The 22,868-nt window shown below is 61.1% G+C and carries 17 protein-coding genes; 14 read left to right on the top strand and 3 right to left on the bottom strand.

Features of this window, described 5'->3' with window-relative positions; all coding sequences use genetic code 11:
• The first annotated feature begins 1 nt into the window (after position 1).
• The 3 genes from X739_RS1000000170770 to X739_RS1000000170760 are packed head-to-tail and all read left to right on the top strand — an operon-like array spanning position 2 to position 1,304.
• Positions 2-562 carry an FAD-dependent oxidoreductase gene (locus X739_RS1000000170770; protein WP_023795884.1) on the top strand — a complete coding sequence of 187 codons (561 nt, stop codon included), beginning with the start codon at positions 2-4 and terminating at the stop codon, positions 560-562.
• Positions 550-735: a hypothetical protein gene (locus X739_RS1000000170765; protein ID WP_023795883.1), complete on the top strand. Its 186-nt coding sequence runs from the start codon at positions 550-552 to the stop codon at positions 733-735. The genes X739_RS1000000170770 and X739_RS1000000170765 overlap by 13 nt, the downstream gene beginning before the upstream one ends.
• Positions 732-1,304 (top strand): hypothetical protein, encoded by a 573-nt coding sequence (locus X739_RS1000000170760; RefSeq protein ID WP_023795882.1) that lies wholly within the window; start codon positions 732-734, stop codon positions 1,302-1,304. The genes X739_RS1000000170765 and X739_RS1000000170760 overlap by 4 nt, the downstream gene beginning before the upstream one ends.
• Here the strand turns inward: X739_RS1000000170760 and X739_RS140540 are convergent.
• Entirely contained in the window at positions 1,258-3,006 is a 1,749-nt protein-coding gene (locus X739_RS140540; RefSeq protein ID WP_156939978.1) for a hypothetical protein, read from the bottom strand. The two genes, X739_RS1000000170760 and X739_RS140540, sit on opposite strands and share 47 nt — an antisense overlap.
• Before the next feature lie 1,089 nt (positions 3,007-4,095).
• On the opposite strand from X739_RS140540, the gene X739_RS140545 reads away from it, so the two are divergent.
• The 5 genes from X739_RS140545 (at position 4,096) to X739_RS140560 (ending at position 9,311) form a co-directional block, all read left to right on the top strand.
• The gene (locus X739_RS140545) at positions 4,096-5,607 is read left to right on the top strand and encodes a protein adenylyltransferase SelO (RefSeq protein WP_051410634.1); all 1,512 of its coding nucleotides are present in this window, start codon (positions 4,096-4,098) and stop codon (positions 5,605-5,607) included.
• A gap of 440 nt (positions 5,608-6,047) precedes the next feature.
• On the top strand, positions 6,048-7,685 hold the full coding sequence (locus tag X739_RS140550; RefSeq protein ID WP_023795879.1) for a GMC family oxidoreductase: 1,638 nt from the start codon (positions 6,048-6,050) through the stop codon (positions 7,683-7,685).
• 423 nt (positions 7,686-8,108) lie between these two features.
• On the top strand, positions 8,109-8,303 hold the full coding sequence (locus tag X739_RS140555) for a DUF3606 domain-containing protein (protein ID WP_023795878.1): 195 nt from the start codon (positions 8,109-8,111) through the stop codon (positions 8,301-8,303).
• Positions 8,304-8,377: 74 nt separating this feature from the next.
• Complete coding sequence (locus X739_RS1000000169565; RefSeq protein WP_023795877.1) at positions 8,378-8,521, top strand: hypothetical protein; 144 nt, start codon at positions 8,378-8,380, stop codon at positions 8,519-8,521.
• Between the two features lie 436 nt (positions 8,522-8,957).
• Complete coding sequence (locus X739_RS140560) at positions 8,958-9,311, top strand: hypothetical protein (RefSeq protein ID WP_023795875.1); 354 nt, start codon at positions 8,958-8,960, stop codon at positions 9,309-9,311.
• A gap of 616 nt (positions 9,312-9,927) precedes the next feature.
• Here the strand turns inward: X739_RS140560 and X739_RS140565 are convergent.
• Entirely contained in the window at positions 9,928-10,797 is an 870-nt protein-coding gene (locus tag X739_RS140565) for an SDR family oxidoreductase (protein WP_031252374.1), read from the bottom strand.
• Positions 10,798-11,301: 504 nt separating this feature from the next.
• Here X739_RS140565 and X739_RS140570 point away from each other — a divergent pair.
• From X739_RS140570 to X739_RS140595, 6 genes are all read left to right on the top strand, one after another.
• On the top strand, positions 11,302-12,492 hold the full coding sequence (locus X739_RS140570; RefSeq protein WP_031252372.1) for a glycosyltransferase family 1 protein: 1,191 nt from the start codon (positions 11,302-11,304) through the stop codon (positions 12,490-12,492).
• A complete protein-coding gene (gene glf / locus X739_RS140575; RefSeq protein ID WP_023795872.1) occupies positions 12,485-13,648 on the top strand; it encodes a UDP-galactopyranose mutase in 1,164 nt (387 codons plus the stop codon). The genes X739_RS140570 and glf overlap by 8 nt, the downstream gene beginning before the upstream one ends.
• Positions 13,649-13,659: 11 nt before the next feature.
• Complete coding sequence (locus X739_RS140580; RefSeq protein ID WP_031252371.1) at positions 13,660-15,849, top strand: sugar nucleotide-binding protein; 2,190 nt, start codon at positions 13,660-13,662, stop codon at positions 15,847-15,849.
• 29 nt (positions 15,850-15,878) lie between these two features.
• Entirely contained in the window at positions 15,879-17,063 is a 1,185-nt protein-coding gene (locus tag X739_RS0135480) for a beta-glucosidase (protein WP_031252370.1), read from the top strand.
• Positions 17,035-18,825 (top strand): ABC transporter ATP-binding protein, encoded by a 1,791-nt coding sequence (locus X739_RS140585; protein ID WP_023795869.1) that lies wholly within the window; start codon positions 17,035-17,037, stop codon positions 18,823-18,825. Before X739_RS0135480 ends, X739_RS140585 begins: the two co-directional genes overlap by 29 nt.
• 2,231 nt (positions 18,826-21,056) lie before the next feature.
• The gene (locus X739_RS140595) at positions 21,057-22,121 is read left to right on the top strand and encodes a patatin-like phospholipase family protein (protein ID WP_023795866.1); all 1,065 of its coding nucleotides are present in this window, start codon (positions 21,057-21,059) and stop codon (positions 22,119-22,121) included.
• A 238-nt stretch (positions 22,122-22,359) separates the two neighbouring features.
• Here the strand turns inward: X739_RS140595 and X739_RS140600 are convergent, their stop codons facing one another.
• Positions 22,360-22,647 carry a hypothetical protein gene (locus X739_RS140600; RefSeq protein ID WP_156939976.1) on the bottom strand — a complete coding sequence of 96 codons (288 nt, stop codon included), beginning with the start codon at positions 22,645-22,647 and terminating at the stop codon, positions 22,360-22,362.
• Between the last annotated feature and the right edge of the window lie 221 nt (positions 22,648-22,868).

The raw sequence follows: 22,868 nt of genomic DNA, 5'->3' as shown, positions 1-22,868 counted from the left end.
CATGAAGCTCGCCATCGAGAGCAGCCACAGCCGTAGCCTGATACCGCGCTTCGTCGCGCCTGACATAGCCGAGCCGATCCGCAAGATACTGGGCCGCTATCCGTCGGTTCACGTCCTCTTCGGCGACGTCAGCGAGATCGATACCAGGGCCAGGATCCTGATGCTGGCCAATGGGACCACGGTCCAATACGACCTCCTGGCTCTGGCGACCGGCTCGCAGCCTTTCTATTTCGGCCAGGAGAGCTGGGGGGGTTGTCCGGGCTTGAAGACCATCGAGGACGCCCGCACGATCCGCTCACGGCTGCTGCTGCCATTCGAGCACGCGGAACGCACCACCGATCCCGTCGAGCAATCCCGGCTGATGACGATCGCCATCATCGGCGGCGGGTCGACGGCGTCGAACTCGCACCGTCGATCGCCGAACTCAGCCGGTACACGCTGGCGCGGGACTTTCGCAACATCCGGCCCGAGAAGACAAGGATCATACTTGTCGACGCCGGCAACCGTCTACTCGCCGGTTTCGCCCCGGAGCTTTCCGAGTATGCACGGATGCGCCTGGTAAGGCTCGGCGTCGAAATCGCGCTCGGCAACCGGGTCGAGGCGATCGAAGCGCATCAAATCACGGTCGGCGGCCAGCGTCATCCCGGTAGCTTTGACGCTTTGGGCCGCTGGGGTGGCGGCTTCCCCCCCTGGCTGCCCAGCTTGGTGTCGGAGTCGACCGCAGCGGCCCGGTGAAGGTCGGATCCGATCTGCAGGTCGTCGGCCATCCCGACATCTTCGCGCTTGGCGACGTCGCCCTGTTCAACGATGAGAGCGGCCAATCATTGCCGGGTCTTGCGCAGGTCGCCAAGCAGCAGGGCGAGCATCTCGGCAAGGCTCTCGCACGCCGGATAGACACCGGCGACAATCTGCCGGCTTTCGCCTTCGGCAATCGCGGCAACACGGCGATTGCCGGCCGCCACGCCGCCGTTTTCGAGTCCGGCAGGCTGAAGCTGAAAGGCTGGCTCGCTTGGTCTGCTTGGGCGATTATCCATGTTTACCTGCTCGTCGGTTTTCTGCACCGCGTCCAGGTCTCGATCCAGTGGCTTTGGCGCTACCTGACATGTGAACGCGGCGCCAGGCTGATAGCCGAGGAACGGGTCGAGCTGCGTTCACCGTCGTCGCCCGCTCCCGAACTTCCAGCCCGAGCGAAGCGCCCCGCCGCAGCCAGGGGTCCTCCCCACCATAGCCCGCGCTCGCTGAGGACATATCGTGGGATCATTCAGGGCTCGCCCAGCTGCGTAAGGGCTGGAAACCAGGCTTGAGCGAATCCAGGAGTCTCCGGACAAAGGGACGTGGCTCAAGAGCCAGTGTGAAGATACCGCTGGGGTTCAGGAGGGTTTGTGGCCGTGGCACCGACAACGCCGTCTCCCACCCCCAGCTGTCAAGCAGCGGGTAGATGGAATACGCGAGCAGCGGCACGCCGGCCGATGCGGCCGCGGCGCACTCGAGCAGCATCTCCTGATGCCATCGCGCGCCGTAGTGGAAATAGGGCGTCCCCGTTTCGGTGATCATCATCGGCAGGCGATACCGATTATAGTAGCCGACGATCACCGCCTGGAGACCCGCCCGCGCGCCCGAATTGACCTCACCAACGTAATTTTGGGGCTCCGAGCTGAGGTGTTTCCCATTGGTGGCGAAATCCTCGTTGTGAGCGTAGTAGTCGATACCGAAGACCGTGTCCGTCTTCATCGTTACCTTGAATGCCCTGTTCAGTTCCTGATGCAGCGCCTGGACTTCCTTCAGCATGTGCAGGACCCTTTGGAGGCTGTCCGGCAGCGACCGGCCGGTCGCGTGGCTGCCGTCGAGATAGCGCTTGATGGCCCAGTCCAGGGAGGTGCGCGACGCAGGCGGGGTCGCATCCCATTTCGCGAGGTGCTCGGCCGGCGTCATCAGCGCCAGCCTGTCGAAATCCGCATCCAGCAGCCAGTCTTCTCCCAGAATCAGGTCGCTGCCGAAAAAACGTATGTGCCGGTTGAACTCGTCCCACTCCGGCTTGAAGACCGCCGCTTCGGGATGGATGTAAAGCATGCGCCGCCTGCTTGGCGCCAGATCCTTCTCGATGGCAAGCCGCGCGCTCACCGCGGCCTTGGCCACCTGCACGGCACGTTCGATATAATAGGTGGTGTGCAACGGGCTTTGCCAACGCGGAAACGCGCCGTGCCACATTTCGCTGTTGAAGCCAATGGTCGTTTCCGGCTCGTTGATTAAGGTCACTGCCTTGACCTTCAGGCCGTAGCGCTTGATCGCCGCGCGTGCAAAGGCAGCGAAGTAGCCGGGCCAGTCGTGGTTAAGGTAGTAGCTGGCGGGTCCCTTGGTGCGACCGTCCGGTCCGACGACACGGAACCGGTCCTCGATGCCGAAATGGTGCAGATCAAGGCTGACCCGCAGGCCCAAGCCGTCGAGGTCATCGATTAGCCGGTCGTGCGCCCGCCAGGTCTCCTCCCGCTTGAGATCGATCAGGTGATTCGAGAGGCCCAGCCTGACATTTAGGATGCCGAGATCGATCAGGCGGGCAGCAAGGAGACGTCGCCGCTGGTGATCAAAAAGGCCCTGGTCGTCCAGGGAATCCCATCGGTAACTTTCGTCGCGGGTCAAGGGGTTGCCGGATTCTATACCCGTCCACAGGAAGCTCCTTAGCGATGGCTCACCAAAGGTTTGCGAGTATAGGTCGACGGTCGCCGCATTCCTCTCTCGCTCGTCGTCTGATAGCGCCACGATCAACGGCGCCGGACGACGGATCAGGGTCGGCTCATTGAACCGCGTATCCACAGTTCGGGGCGACTGGTCGAGCTGCTCGATAAAAAGCGTCTTCGCCTTAGCCCAGTTGACCAGGGCGGTGTTGGTATCCCCCGCAAGCGCCCCCCAGGTTTGGGCGAGACTGAAGGATAACAGGAGCAGCGCGGCGACGGAGTTCCGCCAGTAGCCCGGCCTTGCCAGTTCAGTGCCGGATGATCGTACGGGCATAGGCTCCCTGGTCTCGTTTGCGCCTGTAGGGCTTCAAAGTCCTGAGCCGAACTGTAACCTCGCTGCTAAGTTCCTTGGCGATCCTGCCAGCAAACGCGCACATTTGGCCGTCTGTGTGACAATGATCCTAATTACCGTGACCGATGTGTGCCTACAGCGCTCCCGACCGACTGCCCAATCAAAAGCCGCCTCGGGGAGGGGACACCGAGGCGGGCCGGGAATGCTGTTGTGAAGCCAGCATCCTAGCGTGGCACTGGAAGATGCCCGCCGCGCCACACCTGGAAGCTGGGGCGTGTTCCCCGCCGCGATGAACAAAGGCCGGTCTGCACCTGAGCGTCAGGTTTCAGCTGCTCGGCTGCATTATTCGGGTGACCGCCGGGCCGATTTCGGGCAACACACCGGTCCGCGGCGTGGTCTCGGGATTGTTGAGGTCCAGATCGGTTCCGTTCGCCGTGCGGCCGATTGTCCGCGCGCACAGAGGGAAACTGAACAGGGACCTGAACGGCGAAGATGAGCCGCAAACCTGTCCTGGTCCGACCTCCGCCAGGCCGGTCGTGCCTCGACTGGCGACCTGATCTGTCTACAGAACAGCTTCCGCCGGATCGAGTGGGCATAGTCCTGCTCAAGTGCACGGACACAGCCAGCAATGGACTCATCGGCGCCCACGTAGCGGCGCGGCGTTCGTGTCCCCCGCAAGCGCTGCCCAGGTTTGGGCGAGACTGACAGACAGGAGCAGCGCGGCGACGGAGTTCCGCCAGTAGCCCGGCCTTGCCAGTTCAGTGCCGGATGATCGTACGNACAGACAGGAGCAGCGCGGCGACGGAGTTCCGCCAGTAGCCCGGCCTTGCCAGTTCAGTGCCGGATGATCGTACGGGCATAGGCTCCCTGGTCTCGTTTGCGCCTGTAGGGCGAAACACCTTGCCTGCGTGGTCGCGCGGGTAGTCCGCCCGGCAATGGAAGCAGGTGGTTCCTAGCTTTTCCGGTGCCTACCTGATGTCCGCATGGCACCAGCGACGTTCCATCCCTATATGAAACACAGGCTTGTCGAATGTGAGCCGCCCGGCACCTCCGCTTCAGAGCCAGATTTTCATGACGACACCTGCGACCGCTGAACTATCCCGAGCAACTCAGAAGCTTCCCGCGTTGCGCAACAGCTATGCACAATTGCCGGAGCGCTTCTTCGCGCAAACAGATCCGAAGCCGGTGTCCGAACCCCGGCTGATCCGGTTCAACCGGCCACTCGCCGAGGAACTCGGACTCGATCCCGATCAGCTTACCAGCCCGGACGGAGTGGCGATGCTTGCCGGCAATAGATTTCCGGAAGGCTTGCAACCAGTCGCCCTGGCCTATGCTGGCCACCAGTTCGGAAATTTCGTGCCCCAACTCGGCGACGGACGCGCTCTGCTGCTTGGCGAAGTGGTGGACGTCAACGGCATTCGGCGCGACATCCAGTTGAAGGGATCGGGACCGACGCGGTTCTCGCGCAACGGTGACGGCCGCGCAGCCCTTGGCCCTGTCCTGCGCGAATATGTCGTCAGCGAAGCAATGGCCGCGCTGGGCATTCCTACGACGCGGAGCCTGGCGGCGGTGCTCACCGGCGACCCGGTCTATCGCGAGGTCCGGTTGCCCGGCGCCGTTCTGACACGAGTGGCGGCAAGCCATATTCGGATAGGAACCTTCCAGTATTTCGCCGCGCGCAACGATACCGAGGCGGTCAAGATCCTCGCTGACTATGCCATTCAGCGTCACTTCCCGCAGTTGGCGGGGCAAGCACGGCCGTACGGCGCTTTGCTCGAGGCCGTTGTCGTCGCACAGGCTGATCTGGTGGCACGCTGGATGCTGGTCGGCTTCATCCATGGCGTCATGAACACCGACAACATGGCGGTGTCGGGCGAGACGATCGACTATGGCCCATGCGCCTTCATGGACGCCTATGACCCCAGCGCGGTGTTCAGTTCGATCGACCGCGGCGGTCGTTATGCCTACGCCAACCAGCCTCGTGTCGCCACATGGAACCTTGCGCGCTTTGCCGAGACGCTGCTGCCCCTCATGAACACGGACGAGAATGAGGCAGTTTCTGAAGCCGAAGATGTGCTGAGGTCGTTTCAGTCCTGCTATGAGGCTGTTTTGCAGCGCGGTTTCCGCAGAAAGCTCGGGTTGCTGACCGAGGCGGAAGGCGACTTGCAGCTCGCGGCCGATTTTCTGGATGTGCTGGCTCGCGGCGAAGTGGACTTTACGCTCGGCTTCCGTCGCCTGGCCGACGACCTTGACGCGGCGCAAGGTCAGCTCACGGCGCGGCAGCTATTTCAGGATTCAGGCGCATTCGATGCTTGGTCGGCCCGGTGGCACGAACGGATCGCAAGCGAATCAGCCGACACGGCCTCGCGCCGTTCTGCCATGCATTCCATGAACCCCAAATTCATTCCTCGAAACCATCGCATCGAGGAGATGATCCAGGCGGCGCTGGGCGGCGACTTCCAACCGTTCGATGAGCTTTTGAGCGTCGTCGGTCGGCCTTTCGACGAGCAACCGGGAATGGAGCGCTACGCCGAACCGCCCCGGCCGGATGAGCGCGTCGTACAGACATTCTGCGGCACCTAATGCGTCTATGTTTCCCGGCCCTCTTGCACGTTCGGGGCGCGTAAAGTGGACAGAAAGAGCGCCGGCCGTGGGTACCTCCCAGCCCGAAATGCGCGATCGCAATCGCAGCACCGTTTCGCGCGGCGCCAGAACGAACGGCCGCAAGTTACCGGGCCTGCTTGAGCTGTCCTTGGCGGCTGGCCCGACGAGCAACTGGACAGAGCGGGATGCCGCCGGCGCAAATAACCGGGGTTCTTAGTGATACCGACTAGCCCAGCAAACCTCAGGACAACATCTTTGGATCGCGGATTTCAGATGCGACCGAGTTGGGAGTTGCCCACAGATCCTTCGCGCCCTACGTGCTTCCCCAAGCCTGACTAGGGTGTGTTTCGAGCGCGCTTGGCGTTCGGAGCGCACCGTCCTGCTTCACGCAAATCCCTTGCTTCGCGACGGAGTGAAGGTTGATCGCTCAATTCACCACAGCGGGTGACGGACTTACCTATGATATCTGCATTATCGGAGGTGGCACTGTCGGACTGGCCATTGCCTCGGCTCTCGAAAACACGAAGCTTCGAATTTGCGTTCTGGAAGCGGGCGGAAGGTGGCAGACCAAGCGGTCGCAAGAGTTCTATGACGGCATTGTTGCAGATCCCCACGTCCACCCGTCGCTCCAGAGTTTCCGGATACGCGCTCTGGGTGGCTCGAGCCGAGCCTGGGGGGGCCGCTGCGTGCCCTTCGATAGCATTGACTTTCAGAAGCGCGAATGGGTGAAGCAATCGGGCTGGCCAATCACTTACGAAACCCTGCTGCCCTACTATCGTCGGGCAAACGAGGTGATCGAGGCTGGGCCATACGACTACGATCCAACAAGTGCGCTACCAGGTTCTCCATCTGAACTCGTCCAAGGTGTCGACGGCCATTCGTTTAGAACGCGCTTGGAGCGGTTTAGCCCACCAACCAACATGTGGAAGCGATTTTCAAGGTTGCTGCGGTGCTCACAGCACATCCACATCTGGTTAAACGCCGCGGTAACGGGAATTCGCCTGGCGCCAAACGGGCGCTCCGTCCACCACGTCGATATTGTTGACCTGAAGGGCACAAAACGTCAGGTCACAGCGTGCCATTACATATTAGCCGCCGGGGGCTTCGAGACTACCCGGTTGTTGCTCGCCTCGAATGATGTGATGCAGACTGGCATCGGCAACGCCCGAGACCAGCTTGGCCGTTACTATATGGCCCATCTCGGAGGCACTGTCGGAACTCTAAGGTTGCCGAACGCCATTCAGGCAATTGCTTTTGGGTACGAGCGGGACGCGGCCGGAATCTATTGCCGAAGGCGGCTGGCGCTCACGGACGAAGCGCAGCGGGAGCATGGGTTGCTCAACCAGATCTTTCGCACCCATCGACCGGACCCTGCCGACCCCAGCCATAATGACCCGATCCTCTCCGCGATGTATCTCGTTAAGAGGACATTTCTCCCAAAACACCTGAGAGGTCAGCAGCAAAATTCAGTGACACTGGAGGAAAAGTTCGCGCACATCCAGAACGTCGTTTCTTCGCCATTGCGTCTCGGGCGCTTCGGTGCGGGCTGGATGGCGAATCGAACATTCGCACGCCGAAAAGTACCCTCTGTGGTTTTGGAGCCGCGTTCCAATTTGGTCAACCTTGAGTTCCATTCGGAGCAGGAGCCGAACCACGCAAGTAGGTTGACGTTGACGACCGAACGCGACCGATTGGGTATGCCGAAGCTGCGGGTCGATTGGAAAATCACGGACAACGATCTCCAGAGCATTGCGCGCGCCTATCGGCTGCTGGGTTGCAAGTTGGAGAAGATCGGAGGCACAATTTCTGGATTTGAGCCTGACAATGTGGTCGAGATGGCAAGAAAATCAGGAGCCATGAATGGTCATCATCTCGGCACCACGCGAATGTCTGCCAGCCCCTATGACGGAGTTGTTGACGCTGAATGCCGAGTCCATGGGCTGACGAACCTGCACATCGCAGGTGGCTCGGTTCTGGCCACATCTAGCCAGGCCAATCCCACCCTGACGATCTTAGCCCTTGGGCTCCGTCTCGCCGAGAGGTTTCGCTATCGATGACCCATACCGGCAGCAGCTGTATGAGCGCCGCCTGCTGTCGATCTCGCAAACAGGAAAGCCCCGGCGAACCTGAGTGAATGGGAGAACCGACACGCTTTCAGCTGCTAGTTCGCATTAACGCACGAGCGTTTATTTCCTGAGGCGGCTCCTGGGGCTGAACGCACAGCTGCGCAAACTGCGCAGACCAGGTCGAAGACAGCTGCAGGTCCTGACGAGCAATAGCACCGCTGACAGCGTACTGGGGAGCGCAATCGCGATTCGGAAGCTTGGATGCGCGAAAATCCTTCCTCATCCCATGGGTGCAAACAACGGGCCGATTGTTTCGGTTATCTCTCTGCCGGTCTGCCCAAACATTCCGCTTTGCCTAGAAACCCGCAACGAGAGGGCTGATCGTGCGTTGCTCCCGAGCGAAGGAGAAAGAAAATGGTAGATGACAAAAGCAAGCGGATGTTGTCGGATGATGAAGACGAGATCGAAGACATGGCCAGACAAAGCGACGTCACAGCAGAACAGGTTCGCGAGCTAATCAAGGCTACCGGAAGAGACCGCGCAGCTTTGCTGTCGGCTGCAAAGCAGTTACGGGCGCTGTCGAATGGGGGGCCGCGTACCAAGAAATAGGGCGGCTCTTTCCCTCTTTCGCCGACAACCGGCGAGGTTCGGCCCAGTCAACTGAACCGTCGAAGGAGAACAACATGCATTTCGTGGAAACGCTCGTAGCTGCGATCACCATCGGTCTGAGCTCGTTTGCGATGGCTCAGACCGCAACGAAGTCCCCGCAGGAATGTGTCGCGGCTGCCGCGAGTTCAGAGCTCTTCGAGATCCGCTCGAGTAATTGAGGCTGCCGAAATCGCAGACATCGGCCGTAAAGCAATCCGCCCGTGTGATGATCAGGGATACGACGTTTTTCAAGCAGCTCATGGCGGTGGCAAAGAAGGACGACGTCGCGGTGGCGCCTGATCGCGAGCAAGCCTGCCCCCCAGTTGAAAGCTCTGAGTGACAACAGCAGTCATGCATTTCACGAAGTCTACGCCCAGGCCCAGCTGGCAGCGCACCAAAAAGCTCTGATGCTCATGACCTCCTGTGCGAAGAATGGCGAAGCCAAAGATGCGCCCAGCAACTGGGCAGGACCTGACCGAGGACAATCGCCGCCGGCAGGTGACCTGCCTACGGGTCGGTTGTGCAGGTGCATAGACCCGGTGCATGTGCAACTTCCGCCGTCGGCGGACGTTGGCCTTCCAACAGGAGGTGCCCAGGCCAACAGGAGTGCCTTAGATGCCCAGCACGACCGAGACCCCGAATTCGAAACCTAGCGACTTCGCCAACGATGAGCCCATCCGCCGGGAGGATGCCGCGGTATTGGACAGCCCCGCGGGCCATGAGGATAGGCAGGGCGCCGATCCCGGCTTTGTCGGAGCCGACGATGTCGACCAGCCCATAGGTGCCAGACCGCGCAGTGAGATCACTGGCCGACATGATGAAGGGGCAGGCGCCAATGAGACGATTGACGGCTTGGGCGAGACGGAGGAGCTGACCCGCAGCTACGCCGAGGACCTACCGACCAGTGACGACGAGGACGAGGAAAGCATCCCTGTTTTCGAAAGGGGCCGAAGCAGCACCGAGCTTTGAGCCCGCCGCTCTGCAAAGGATCGAACCCTCGCGAGCACGAGATGAGAAAATTGGGATCGTCTTTAGCGTTGATCGCCATCTGAACAGACCGGTATCGCCCGCCCATCTGTTCGGCCGTCTACTATAATATGACCCCAGGAGCGTCTATCTTGTCGCACTCGACCTGTTGATGTGCGTGTTCGACACTTTGGCGAGTAAATCTCCCGTCAGACGGTTCGAGGCGGGCGTACAATAAAGACGAATTACTCGACCGGGGCGCGTCCTTCCGGCCAGCCGGCCAGTTGGTTCGGCAGTCAACCGTATCGGCGCGCTGCCGGCCGGGCTGGGACTATACAGTCCAGCCCGTCTGACGCCTCGTGTGGGGGCGACCAGCTTCTCGATTCTGATCCGCGCTGGGGGATGAGCAACACCGTGGCACCCAGTTTGGCTCCACCTACGAAGGCCAGCGCTGGGCTTTTTGAAGTCTCCGGTGCGTCCGCAGAATAAGAAGATCAGCGCCGGCACCGCTGGAGATCAAGTGGCGGCCGCTTACATGAGATGCAATCGATCTTGCTGATGCCCATGCCAGTAGCTGCCCATAGGCGGCGTGCCGATCGCCAGCAGGCCGGAGCGCCGGCTATAGGGGGTTGCCGCCGGTCACCGGAATGGCAGCGCCGGTAATGTAGCTTCCCTCCCGCGAGGCGAGCAGCACATAGGCGCCAGCAAGCTCGGCCGGATTGCCGGGTCTGCCGAGCGGCGTATTCTTCCCGAACTGCTCCACCTTTTCCTGCGGCATCGTCGATGGGATCAGCGGCGTCCAGATTGGCCCTGGGGCGACGGCATTGACCCGGATTCCGCGCTCCGCAACCATCTGCGCAAGGCCGATCGTGAAATTGACAATCGCGCCCTTGGTGGTTGCATAGGCAAGCAGCTGCGGCGACGGCTTGGTGGCCTGGATCGAAGCGGTGTTGATGATGCTCGCGCCCTTCTCCATGTGGGGGATAGCCGCCTTGCTGAGGTAGAACTGGCTGTAGATGTTGGTTCGGAAAGTTATGTCCCATTCTTCTGCACTGAGGTCCTCGATGCGGTCGATCGTGGCTTGGTGCGCGGCGTTGTTCACCAAGATGTCGAGGCGGCCGAATTCGGAAATGACGCGGTCGATGATCTCGCGGCAATGTGCCTCCTCGGAGACGTCGCCAGGCACGAGCAACGCCTTGCGGCCGGCCTTCTCAACCCAGCGCGCCGTCTCGCGCGCATCGTCGTCTTCGTTGAGATATGCGATCAGCACGTCCGCCCCTTCCCGCGCAAAGGCAATAGCGACGGCTCGGCCGATGCCCGAATCCCCGCCGGTTATGACTGCCGCCATGCCCTCGAGCTTCCCGCTCCCTCGATAGCTTTCCTCGCCATGGTCGGGCCGGGGCGTCATCTCGTCCGTAGAGCCGGGCATGTCCTGTTGCTGCTTGGGCAACGGATTTTCCAAGCGCGTGCTGTCAGGTTCCGTCTGCATGGTCGGCCTCTACGTTGGGAATTGCTTCGTCGATATCGGCCCAACAAGTGAGGGATGCAGATGTTCCTTCCGATGTGCACCGACCGCCAGCCTGCAGTGCCCGGCAACCGCAGTCGACCCTCGGGCGAGGCGTCAGGAAGACTGTTCCCAATCGTCAGGCTAAGGCCGACGCTACCAGGTTCCTGGAGGGCCGACACGCTAGTAAGTGCCGTATGAGTGGTGTGGGGGTTTAGCTGCCGGACCAGTCTCTGGACTGCCGAATGCATAGCATCTTTTGATCAGTTGTCAGTTGGCCGCAGTCTCGGTCCATTCCTGCATATGGTCCGCATTCGTCGCCGAGAAGAGCGGGTGCTTGCTCGGCGACACCCAGCTGCCGATGCGCGGGCATCAGCAGCCGTCATTTAATCGGTTATCGTTTTCCGCGTTGTCACGGAACAATCCCGAAATGGCCAGGTTAGGATCGTGTCAAGTTTACGTTTCCCATGTATCCATCAGGATCCGAAAATGAAAGCCATTGTAGAGAATGAAAACGTTTACAGGCCGAAAACGCGTAGAAGCTTGGTGTGTTTCTCGCATCTGAGGTGGAATTTTGTCTTCCAGAGGCCGCAGCACATACTAACCCAAGCTAGTCGGTACTACGATGTGTTTTTCATCGAAGAGCCTATATTGATCGGAGAAAACTCGCCATACCTCAAAAGCTACACGACCGCCGACGGGATAACAGTCGTAACGCCGCACATCCCAGGACATTCCAACGGGCCGCAGATCACGCGCGCGCAACGCAAGCTGGTCGACGGCCTGGTAGACGGCCTCGATGGAACGCCGGCACTGCTGTGGTATTATACGCCTATGGCCCTGCCTTTCAGCAGGCATCTTTCCGCAGAGCTCTGCATCTACGATAACATGGATGAGCTTTCGAGCTTCCGCGGCGCTCCACCTCGTTTGATGGCGCTAGAGCGCGAACTGCTCAGGCGGGCCGATGTCGTCTTCACCGGTGGCCAAAGCCTTTATGAAGCCAAGCAGCATCGTCATCGCAACATCCACCCATTCCCAAGCAGCATCGACAAGGCCCATTTCGGCAAGGCCCGTCATTTACATTCGCCGTCTCCCGATCAGGACGAGATCGCTGGCCCCAGGCTGGGCTTCTTCGGCGTGATAGACGAGCGCATGGACCTGAACCTTGTGGACCGGATGGCCGCGTTGCGGCCGGATTGGCAGTTCGTGATGATCGGACCGGTGGTGAAGATCGACGCGGCAGGCCTTCCACGCCGGCCGAATATTCATTGGCTGGGGGGCAGGGACTACAAGCAGCTTCCCAGCTATCTGGCCGGATGGGATGTCGGCATCATGCCATTCGCCAAGAATGAAGCGACGAAATTCATCAGCCCGACCAAGACCCCGGAATTTCTTGCCGCAGGCGTGCCGGTGATATCCACCTCGATCCGGGATGTGGTGCGGCCCTACGGACAGCTCGGCTTGGTTGAAATCGCGGACGATGCGGAGAAATTCATAGCACGGGCCGAACATTTGCTGGCTCGCCCGAAGGACGACTGGCTGCGAAAGGTGGATCGACACCTGGCCGGCATGTCCTGGATATCCACCTGGGAAGGAATGCTGTCGCTGATCGCCGAAACGCGAGAGCGGCACACATCTAGTCAGCACGCGATTAATGCGTCGGAGAGCAGCTATGTTTGATTGGCTGGTTGTCGGCGCCGGCTTTGCCGGGAGCGTGCTCGCCGAGCGGCTCGCCTCCCAGCGTGGAGACCGGGTCCTTGTTGTCGACCGGCGGCCGCATGTCGGCGGGAACGCGTATGACTGCTACAATGAGGCAGGCCTGCTGATCCACAAATATGGACCCCACATCTTCCACACCAATTCCGAGCAGGTCTTCGATCATTTGTCGCAATTCACGGAATGGCGTCCGTATGAACACAGGGTCCTGGCCGAAGTCGACAAGACGCTGGTGCCGGTGCCGATCAATCTCCACACGATCAACACGCTGTACGGACTGGATCTTACGTCGGAGCAGCTCGAAGACTGGTTCGCCGCGCGCGCCGAGCCGGTCGAGGATATCCTCACGTCCGAAGACGTGGTGGTGAGCCGTGTCGGGCGTGAACTCTACGAGAAGTTCTTCCGGGGCTACACCCGCAAGCAATGGGGAGTGGACCCGTCCGAACTTGACAAATCCGTCACCGCGCGCGTCCCGACCCGGACCAATCACGACGATCGCTATTTCACAGACAAGCTTCAGTATATGCCCGCCGCGGGCTACACCCGTATGTTCGAGCGCATGCTCGACCACCCGAACATCCAGGTCATGCTCAAAACCGATTATTCGCAGATGCGCGAAGAGTTCGGCTACAAGCGGCTGATCTTCACGGGGCCGGTCGACGAGTATTTCGGCTACTGTTACGGCCGGCTGCCCTATCGCTCTCTGCGCTTCGAACACAAGACGCTGGAGCAGGAGTGGCATCAGCCGGTTGGCGTCGTCAACTTCCCGATGGAGCACGACTATACGCGGGTGACCGAATACAAGCACCTCACTGGCCAGCAGCACCCCTGCACCAGCTTGACTTACGAATACCCGACGGCGGAAGGCGATCCCTATTACCCCGTGCCAACCGCCGAGAATGCGGATCGCTATAGGAAGTACGAGGCGCTGGCGCGGACGACGGAGGACGTCTGGTTCGTCGGCAGACTGGCGACCTACCGCTATTACAACATGGACCAGGTCGTCGGCCAGGCCTTAGCCACATTCCGGAGAATAGAAGCCTCGGTCCCCGGTGCCAACCGCGCTCCTCTTGAGACGGCGGTGTCCAAGATGAGCGGCATTCTGCAAGCAACTCAATGACGGCTGGCACCATGAAGACCGAAACCATGCAAGCAACGCCTGAAATCTGGGGAGGAGTCGAATGCAGCATCATTCGGCTGAGGAACAGATGGCGTGACGAGACTGTCGAAACGGGCCATGCCGGCAGGCTGGCCGACCTGGACCGGATCCGAGATCTGGGCATCCGAACGCTCCGCTACCCATTGCTCTGGGAGTCGATCTCGCCGGACGACATCGAAACCGCCGACTTTTCCTGGCACGACGAGCGGATGGCGAAACTGGGCGAACTCGGCGTCGACGTCATTGCCGGACTGCTTCACCACGGAAGCGGCCCCCGCTACACCAATCTGCTCGATACGGGCTTTCCCGAGTTGCTGGCGCGGCACGCCCGGCGCGTCGCGGAGCGCTATCCGGAGGTCTGCCGCTTCACCCCGGTGAACGAGCCGCTGACCACCGCCCGGTTCAGCGCCCTGTACGGACATTGGTATCCCCACTGCCGCCGGTTGCCGGATTTCGCGCGGGCGCTGATCAACCAGTGCCGCGGCGTGGTACTTGCGATGCGGGCAATCCGTGAAGTGACGCCACACGCTGCCCTCGTCCAGACCGAGGATATCGGCAAGACGTTCAGCACTCCGCTGCTTGGTTACCAAGCAGATTATGAGAACGAACGCCGCTGGCTGACGTTCGACCTGCTGTTCGGCCGCGTCGACCGCAGCCACGCCTGGTTTTCGCGCCTCGTCGATCACGGGATTCCGGAGCAGGAACTCCAGGCCTTCGTCGATGAGCCCTGTCCTCCCGATATTATCGGAGTCAATTACTATCCGACCAGCGAGCGCTTCCTTGATCATCGGCGTTCCGAGCTTCCCGCCGGGGCTCTGGTCGGCGGCAATGGGCGGCACCATTATGCGGATCTCGACGCGGTGCGAATGCATCTTCCGCTTGGGTCGGTAGGGCCCGAGCCGCGTCTGCGCGAGGTCTATGACCGGTATGACCGGCCCGTGGCCGTCACCGAGGTTCACCATGGGTGCAGCCGGGATGAGCAGCTTCGCTGGCTGAACGAGGTCTGGAGCGCGGCCAATCGCCTGGCCGGCGAGGGAAAGAACATCGCCGCCGTCACGGTCTGGGCTCTGTTGGGATGCGTCGACTGGAACAGTCTGCTGTTGCGCGAGGACTTTGCCTACGAAGCAGGAGCTTTCGACGTCCGCAGCCCATCGCCGCGGTTGACCGCGCTGGGAAGCGCGGTGCGGCAGATCGCGTCTGGCGCGAGCCCGGCGCATCCGGTTCTCGACAGCCCCGGCTGGTGGCGCAGGGACACGCGGTTCTTCCAGCCGCCTCTGGAAACGACGGCTGAACGCGGTGCCGAAGGCACCGCCCGCAAGGTGCTCATCCTGAGCAAGGACGCGGCACTGGGTGGTGCCTTCTGCCGCATCGCTGCCCACCGGGGCCTGGAGTTCATTGCTCTTGCCGCCAACCAGCTCGACATCACGGAGCCGCATTCCGTGCGCCGCGTGCTGCTCAAGCATCGGCCATGGGCATTCATCCACGCGGCTAGCGCGCAACGCGCCGACGGCCTTTTCGATGGGCAGCACGCGCCTGCGGAAGATCCGGCCAACGGAGCTGTGCTGGCGTCCATCTGTGCTGCGGCCGGCGTGGCGTTGATGACGGTGTCGTCGGATGTACTGGTCGGCAAAACCCTGTCCGGTGGTTTGGTCGAGAGCAGCCCAGTCACCCCGGCGTCGGGCATCCGGAACCTTAACGCGGCAGCCGAAGCGATGGTGATGAAGCATTGCTCCGGTGCGCTCATAATCCGCACCAGCGCCGTCTTCGGACCGTGGGACACCGGCGACATGCTTTCGCAGATCCTGGATGAAATCGCTGCCGACTGTGCCCTCCGACTGCCGGCGGACGCAGTATGCTCACCTACTTACGCTCCAGACCTGGCCCACGCCGCCCTCGACCTCTTGATCGATGGCGAGACGGGACTATGGCACCTCGCCAATGACGGCGCGGTCAGTTGGTACGAATGGGCAAGAGAGGTCGCCCATTCGGTCGGTCTCGATGCGAGCCTTGTGCTGCCCGATCATGGCGGCGGGGCCCTCGCGCCCGCCGCACTGGCCAGCGAACGGGGTCAACTCATGCCTCCCCTGGCAAGCGGCCTGGGCCGCTTCCTGCGTGAGCGTGATGTTCGCTGGAACAAGACCTCCGCTGCCTTGGGCAGCTGAGTAAGCGACCTAAAATCCTAGAGGCCAAGATGAGAGAACCGACCGCGTTTAACAGCTTTTTCCTTGGTGGCTTCGAGTGCTCGAGCCATCGGCGCGTAGATGGCGTCCGCCTCGACCTGCTTCGCGCCACCTGTCACGATGAAGCATCAGAGACGGATTACCGTGAACTCCAGCGTCGCGATATCCGCACCGTCCGTGACGGCCTGCGTTGGCACCTTATCGAGAGAGAGCCCGGTAATTATGACTGGTCTAGCTTTCTGCCGATGCTGCGCGCCGCCGACGCCACCGGCACACAGGTCGTTTGGGATCTCTGCCATTATGGATGGCCCGACGACATAGACATCTTCTTGCCCGATTTCGTGGAGCGCTTCGCCAATTTTGCGGAGGCCGCCGCAAGGGTGATCCACGATGAAATCGGTTCGGTGCCGTATTTCTGTCCAGTGAACGAGATCTCCTATTGGTCGTGGGCGGGTGGTGATACCGGCCGGATCAACCCGTGCGCGAACGGTCTCGGAGGCGCGTTGAAGCGCATCCTGGTTAGAGCCGCCATCGCCGCCATCGACGCGATCCGGCGAGTCGATCCCCGGGCCCGCTTCATCACCGCGGAACCGCTGATACACGTCGCCGGCTATGCTCACGACGTCGAGCATCAACTCGAGGCCGAGCGCTACCGGCTCTCTCAGTTCGAAGCACTCGACATGCTTGCCGGGCTGCAGGAGCCCGAATTGGGGGGACGGCCCGAATACCTCGATATTGTCGGCGTAAACTTCTATCCCGACAATCAATGGCTCCTGCACGGCCCGACAATTCCCTTTGGCCATCATGCCTATAAGCCGCTTGCCGACATGCTCGTCGAAGTCGCCCAACGCTACGATCGCCCGGTCGCGATTTCCGAAACGGGCGCCGAGCGGACGGCAAGGCCTTCCTGGTTGCACTATGTCGTCGCCGAAGTCCTCGAGGCCATGCAGCGGGGCGTCCAGATAGAGGGAATTTGTCTCTATCCGATTATCGACTACCCCGGATGGGACAATGGACGGATGTGCGACGTCGGCCTGCTCGGTCCGATCGGGGAGCATGGTCGCCGCCCCGTGTGCCAGCGCATGGCGGACGAATTGATCGAGCAGAACCGCAAACTGCAAACGCTTCAGCGTGAACTGATGCCAGGGCCATATGCCGGAGGGACTTATGCGGTATCTGAAGCCACAGGCAAGTAGCCCGCTGCCTCCGTTTCTGGAGGGGTCGGCTGCATTTATAAAGCACTATGTCCACAGGCAGCTGCCACAGTTCATCCTCCTGACCGTGCTGGTGATCTCCGCCGCGTCCTGCGCCGTCGCCATCCAGTACGTGATGAAGGTGCTGGTCGACGCCATGGCCGGCCCTCGCGACAGCTCTGCCGCGCAGACGGCTCTCGCCATTTTCATCAGCCTCATCGCGGTGGAGAGCATCCTTTGGCGTCTCTGCGGCTGGCTCGGCTGCAAGGCGACCCTCGCGATCGGCGTTCAGATGCGGCTCGACCTGTTCGATTTCCTGAACGGCCAGCCGATGAAGTACTTTGCTGAGAACCTCGCCGGCTCGCTTGGCCAGCGGGTTACCGCGACGGCGGGCAATTTCGGCGCCCTGACTAACATTGTCATCTGGCGGATTGCGCCGCCGGCCGTCGACTTTATCGGCACCGTCATCGTGTTTACGGTCGTCGACTGGCGCATGGCCGTCGCGCTGGCTTCCGCTGTCGTCGTCATCATGGGCGGCCTGCTTGCGTTCGGCGAGCGGGGCAGGCACCTGCACCGCACCTACGCATCTTATGCCAACGAGGTGGGCGGCAGCCTCATCGACGTCATCACCAACATGTGGTCCGTGAAGGCTTTTTCAGCCCGAGCGCGCGAGCACGCCAGGCTCGCGGCGAGTTTTCGAACCGAAGCAGATGCGCAGCGCGACAGCTGGATGTATACGGAAAAGGCCCGCCTCATCCACGACATCGCGCTTTGGGTGATGGCCGGCGGCATGCTCGCCTGGGCGGTCCGGCAATGGAGCCGAGGGGAAATCACGCCCGGCGATGTGGTCTTGGTCAGCGCCCTGACATTCCGCATCCTGCACGGCTCTCGCGACATGGCGCTGTCGCTCGTCGACATGGTTCAGCATTTCGGCTTCATCGAAGACACTTTGCGCATCATCGGCCAGCCGCAGACCGTGGTCGACATGCCGCAGGCGCCGGCCATTCGTCCCCGAGGCGGGGCGATCGAATTCCGCAAGGTCTCGTTCACCTACGGCACCGAAATCGACGCCATCCACAATCTCGACCTGTCGATCCCGGCGGGCCAGAAAGTCGGGATCGTCGGTCCTTCCGGAGCGGGAAAGTCGACCTTCGTCCACCTCGTGCAGCGGCTCTACGACGTCCAAGGCGGCCAGATCCTGATCGACGGGCAGCCCATCGCCTCGGTGACGCAGGACAGCCTGCGCGAAGCGCTGGCCGTCGTGCCGCAGGAGATCCTGCTGTTTCACCGAACCGTCATGGAGAACATTCGGTTCGCCCGCCCCGAGGCCAGCGACGACGAAGTCTACGCCGCCGCCCGCGCCGCCCACTGCGAAGCTTTCATTTCGCGGCTGTCGGAGGGCTATGATACACTAGTCGGCGAACGGGGCGTGAAGTTATCTGGAGGGCAGCGGCAAAGGATCGGGATTGCCCGGGCGTTCCTCAAGGCTGCTCCGGTGATCGTTCTAGACGAGGCGACGTCCGCTCTGGATACGGAATCCGAACTGATGATTCAGGCGTCCTTGGTCAAGATGTTTCGAGATCGCACCGTGATCGCGGTCGCGCATCGCCTCTCGACCCTTTCCAGCTTCGATCGCATTCTGGTTATGAACGGTGGTCGCGTGCTCGAAGATGGCAACGCCGCGGAGCTCAGGGCCCATGGCGGCTTGTTCGCCCGCATGTGGAGGCTGCAGGCAGAAGGCCTCTCACTGGACGCCGCAGAGTAAGCTGCTTGCCAGGTGCATTGGCAAGGTACCCGCCGGAACACTGAAGGGCCACGACCCTGCGCGCGCGATGTCGCCAGCCGGTGGACAGGCGCGACGTCAGACAGCTCATCTGGCACACGACAACATGTCTTACGGCCCACTGAAGCCCGAATTTTTTGCAAAAGGCAACGCACTCGGCTGAGCGCTTCCGGCTCGTCTTGAACCCTCGTCGAAAAGATGAAGGCGTCGAGTGTAAATCGCACGGCCTTGGCCGAGCCTTCTTCGCTTTGGTCGGCGGCAGATTCCGATGGGGACCCGACCGCCGTGGCTCAATTTGCTCTTCGCAAGGAAATTCCCGGCCAAACACAAAGCCCGCCAATCGGCTCGATGAGCGGGAGGCCGTGCACGCTTGCTCAGAACGGGTCTCTGGACATCTTCTTCATGGGCGCCCCCAGGCGTGCCCTCCATGCAGGTCCTGCGGCACCGACCGAGGTGGTCAAGGCAAAAAAAGCCCGCCGGCCTGGGCCAGCGGGCAGTTCACATGGGAAGGACCGCCCGGGAGTAGACGGGCCTGCCTCCGAACACTGGTCTCTCGCAGATGTTCCGGCCGCCCATGCCAAGACAGGACCGGCGAAGCAAGTCTGGAGTACTGGGCCCTAGCATTGGAGCCGCCACCATAGCTGGCGCAGTCCCAGCGACCATGAAGACCAGAACCGCGGTCGGAAACAGAATGAGCTGCATGCGACACCTCGGCGGGAAAGGCCGCCGGCCAGAGCCAGCGGGTCAGCGGGAACACCGCAGGGAGTAAAAGTAAGGGTTCATCCGAATTCGAGAGCGGCCTCACGACTCCGAACGTGGATCGCCTCCCGGCTCTGGCCGATTTAGCGGCTAAGTCTTGCGTTCCCGCGCTCACCGGTGCGGGCGATCCGCTGCCATATCGTTGTAGAGCACGCAGCAGCACCAAAAAAGAGGACACCGCTACGAGATGACTCCCCGGCAGGCGAGAAAAACAGACGAATTCAAATGCTGTCACAATCGTCGACTGGAACATCCACCAACATAGAATAGTGTAGAAGCGCCGATGTTCCGCTCCCGATGAGTGGCGCTGGACGTAGTGTTCCGCCGAGACGGAACGTCCGACGTTGTTCGCCGAAATGAGGAACGCCTTAACGAATGTGAATGCTGCAGCTGGCCAGCTAAGCTAAGCAAATCCTGTGAGATGTGGAGAGCAGGCGAATGCCACTGGAATCCGTGATCGACCAATATGTGAGCAGCCGAAAGGGAAGGGGCCTGTTGTCCACACAGCATGCTCTCATGGCTCTGAAACAGGTCTTTCCGGCACCGTCGGTAGGCGATAGCCATCTCGTCAATATGATCGCGGAGCGAGCCGTCGCTTGTGGGCTCGCGATCCATTTCGATCATTCAGGCGAGATCGTTTAGTAAGGCGACTGCTTTGGCTGCCTGACATCGCGCCGCGATCGCCACGCATCGTGCCAGTTTCCACCCGACGGATCGCTTTGCTCGATTTGGTGGCTAAGGGCGACAGGCGCGATCGCTGTGCCGCGCGCTGCTGAAGCGCGTGCGCGAAATCAGGGTGATGACGATGAAAGAATGCAGATTGCTCCCTTTGCCGTGGCAGCGTTCGATCTTCGGATCACGCTTCCAGGCGTCGAGCCATAGTCGTGTCCATCCCTCGCGGATGAGGTGAGCTTTGTCCGGTCGAACACGAATTCTCGACCGACTCTTGGTGGCAGACGGCGCCCGCCATGTTCCTGGCCCCCGCCTCAGCATTACCATTTGAAAGGAAGGCGGCATTGTGAGCCAACGGGAACAATTTGCGCGGGCCGAGCTTTGGCGTGGCGTCGGTGCAGAGGTGCAAGCATGCTAGTTAACTTGGACCGAGCTTCATCCGTCGCCGAGGTCGCTGAAGCCTTCGTGAATTCCCGCAGGCGGTTCTCCGTCGTGTCGACCCGGGATGCGGTTACCTTTGTCAGGAACGTGGCAGCTTTTTGCGAGCACACGGATGACGAGCTTGGGGAGTTGGCGGCGGCAATTGCGGTCAGGCGTGGTCGATTAGTAGCCTTCGATCTTGATCTCGAAGAGACCAGCTTTGAGATCGTCCGCGCAGCATAGTAGTCGCGCGGCCGCTTCGTGCATGCTGAGATGCACAGCGATAACAAAAAGAACGATGGGCCGCACCCGGATATGCAAGGACAAAGTCGATCCGCCCACCAGCATGACAGGCCTGCTTTATGAACATATCAGACAATCTCGTTCTTGTGCTGTCAGGGGGTAATGCGCTGGGCCCCTATCATGCCGGAGCGTACGAAGCGCTTGTTGAGAAGGGCCACCAGCCGAAGCACGTCGTCGGCACCTCGATTGGAGCAATTACCGGCGCGATCATCGCCGGCAACCGGCCAGAAGATCGACTGAACCGCCTTCATGCCTTTTGGGCAAAAGCCGAACAGACGACTGTCGGTTCGCAAGCTGGCGTGTGGGTTAACCCGTCGTGGCAGCGCTTGGAAAAGTCATTCGCGGCATTGCAGACTATCGTGAGCGGGAGGCCTGGGCTCTTCGGCCCCGAACTGTTTGCCGCGTGGCCGATCTCCGGCCCAGTACGGCGAAAGGTCAGCATTCTCGAGACCTGTGCCACACGCGAGACCCTTTGCGAACTGGTCGACTTCGACCTTCTGAACGAAGCAGACCCACGGTTGACGATATTGGCTGTAGACGTCGAGAAAGGCTCGGACGTGGTTTTCGACACGATGCACGAGGCGATCGGTCCTGACTGCCTGCGCGCCAGCGCCGCCATGCCCGTTCTCTTTAACCCGATAGAGATCGGTGGGCGCTGGCTTGTCGATGGTGGGTTGTCGGCCAATTTGCCGGTCCGTCTCGCCCTGGGAGAACCGCCGAATTCAGACGCATTCTGCATTGCACTCGATCTGCTGTCAGCTAAAGGCGACCGGCCTGACTCAACCGGAGCCGCCGCGCGACGCGCTCAGGATATTGTTTTCAGCTGTCAATCCCGCCACGCAATCCAGTCATTGACCAGAGAGTATGACCTTCGTCAGAGCATCAGTCCCCAGGCAGAGTTGGCGACAACGGTACTGCTCTACCTAGCCTATAATGGAGGCCGGCACGAAACAGCGCTGAAGATGCTCGACTTCACAACGGGCTCAATCCGCGAACGCTGGGCTGCCGGAAAGGCGGATATGCTGCAAGCACTGGATCAAACCGCTAGTCTGCCGGCGCCGGTCTCCCGGTCGCTGTCCACTCTCGCACTTGAGCACGGAAAACTGAACTGGAATGCTTTTTAGAGGCTATTCGCACGACCGTCACGGCCAGCCTACCAAAATGGTTGCCTCCAACGGAACAGGCCCGCCCAGTGACTCTCATTCCGCCGTCCGACACAGCCATGGTCAACAGAGACCAACAAGTTCGGGCTGCGCAACACTTGGACATGTGCGCGCGCAGACGACAGGCTAGTTGGAGAAGCATGGACACGACCGGCGCAGCCATTCGACGTCACACGCCTGGTGCAAAACATATCGCGCGTCAGAGCTCCGTATATCGTCGTAGCGTCTGCTTGGCTCGCGGAATGCCCGCAACAGGGTGCAGTTGCCTTAGCCATTCAGGAGCTAGCCTCCGTTCTTGCAGGCGAACCTGCGCGGCCAGCCAGCGGGCTACAGAGCGCGTGTTGCGTTCGCCCGGCTGCGCAAGGCCGGCATTGAGCCCCGCCGCTTGCTGGCCATCTATTTGGGCCATTGTGCGTTGATCGAAGACGACCTTGGCGCTCACCGCACCCAGGAATTCAAAATCGTGCAGGCCGCGAAGGCCATTCACCGGCTCGCAAGCGGCACGCATAGAAGCTGGGAGATGCTTAACCCACCGGGCCTGACATCCGCACAGAGTTGCACGCCTACCCGAGATCTTCGGGGCCGTGCTGCGGAATCGGAGAGAAGCTGGAGACGGCGGGAAGTGGAGTGGCTCGCAAAGCGGTCGCGGCAATTGTCACCATCAAGACGAAACTTTTCGGGGAGCACCCATCACACCTTCCGGGGTGT

Source organism: Mesorhizobium sp. LNHC209A00, from assembly GCF_000502915.1.
Taxonomy (GTDB): Bacteria; Pseudomonadota; Alphaproteobacteria; order Rhizobiales; family Rhizobiaceae; genus Mesorhizobium.
The sequence above is the reverse complement of the archived record's forward strand: the minus strand, read 5'-3'. Positions and strand labels throughout refer to the sequence as shown.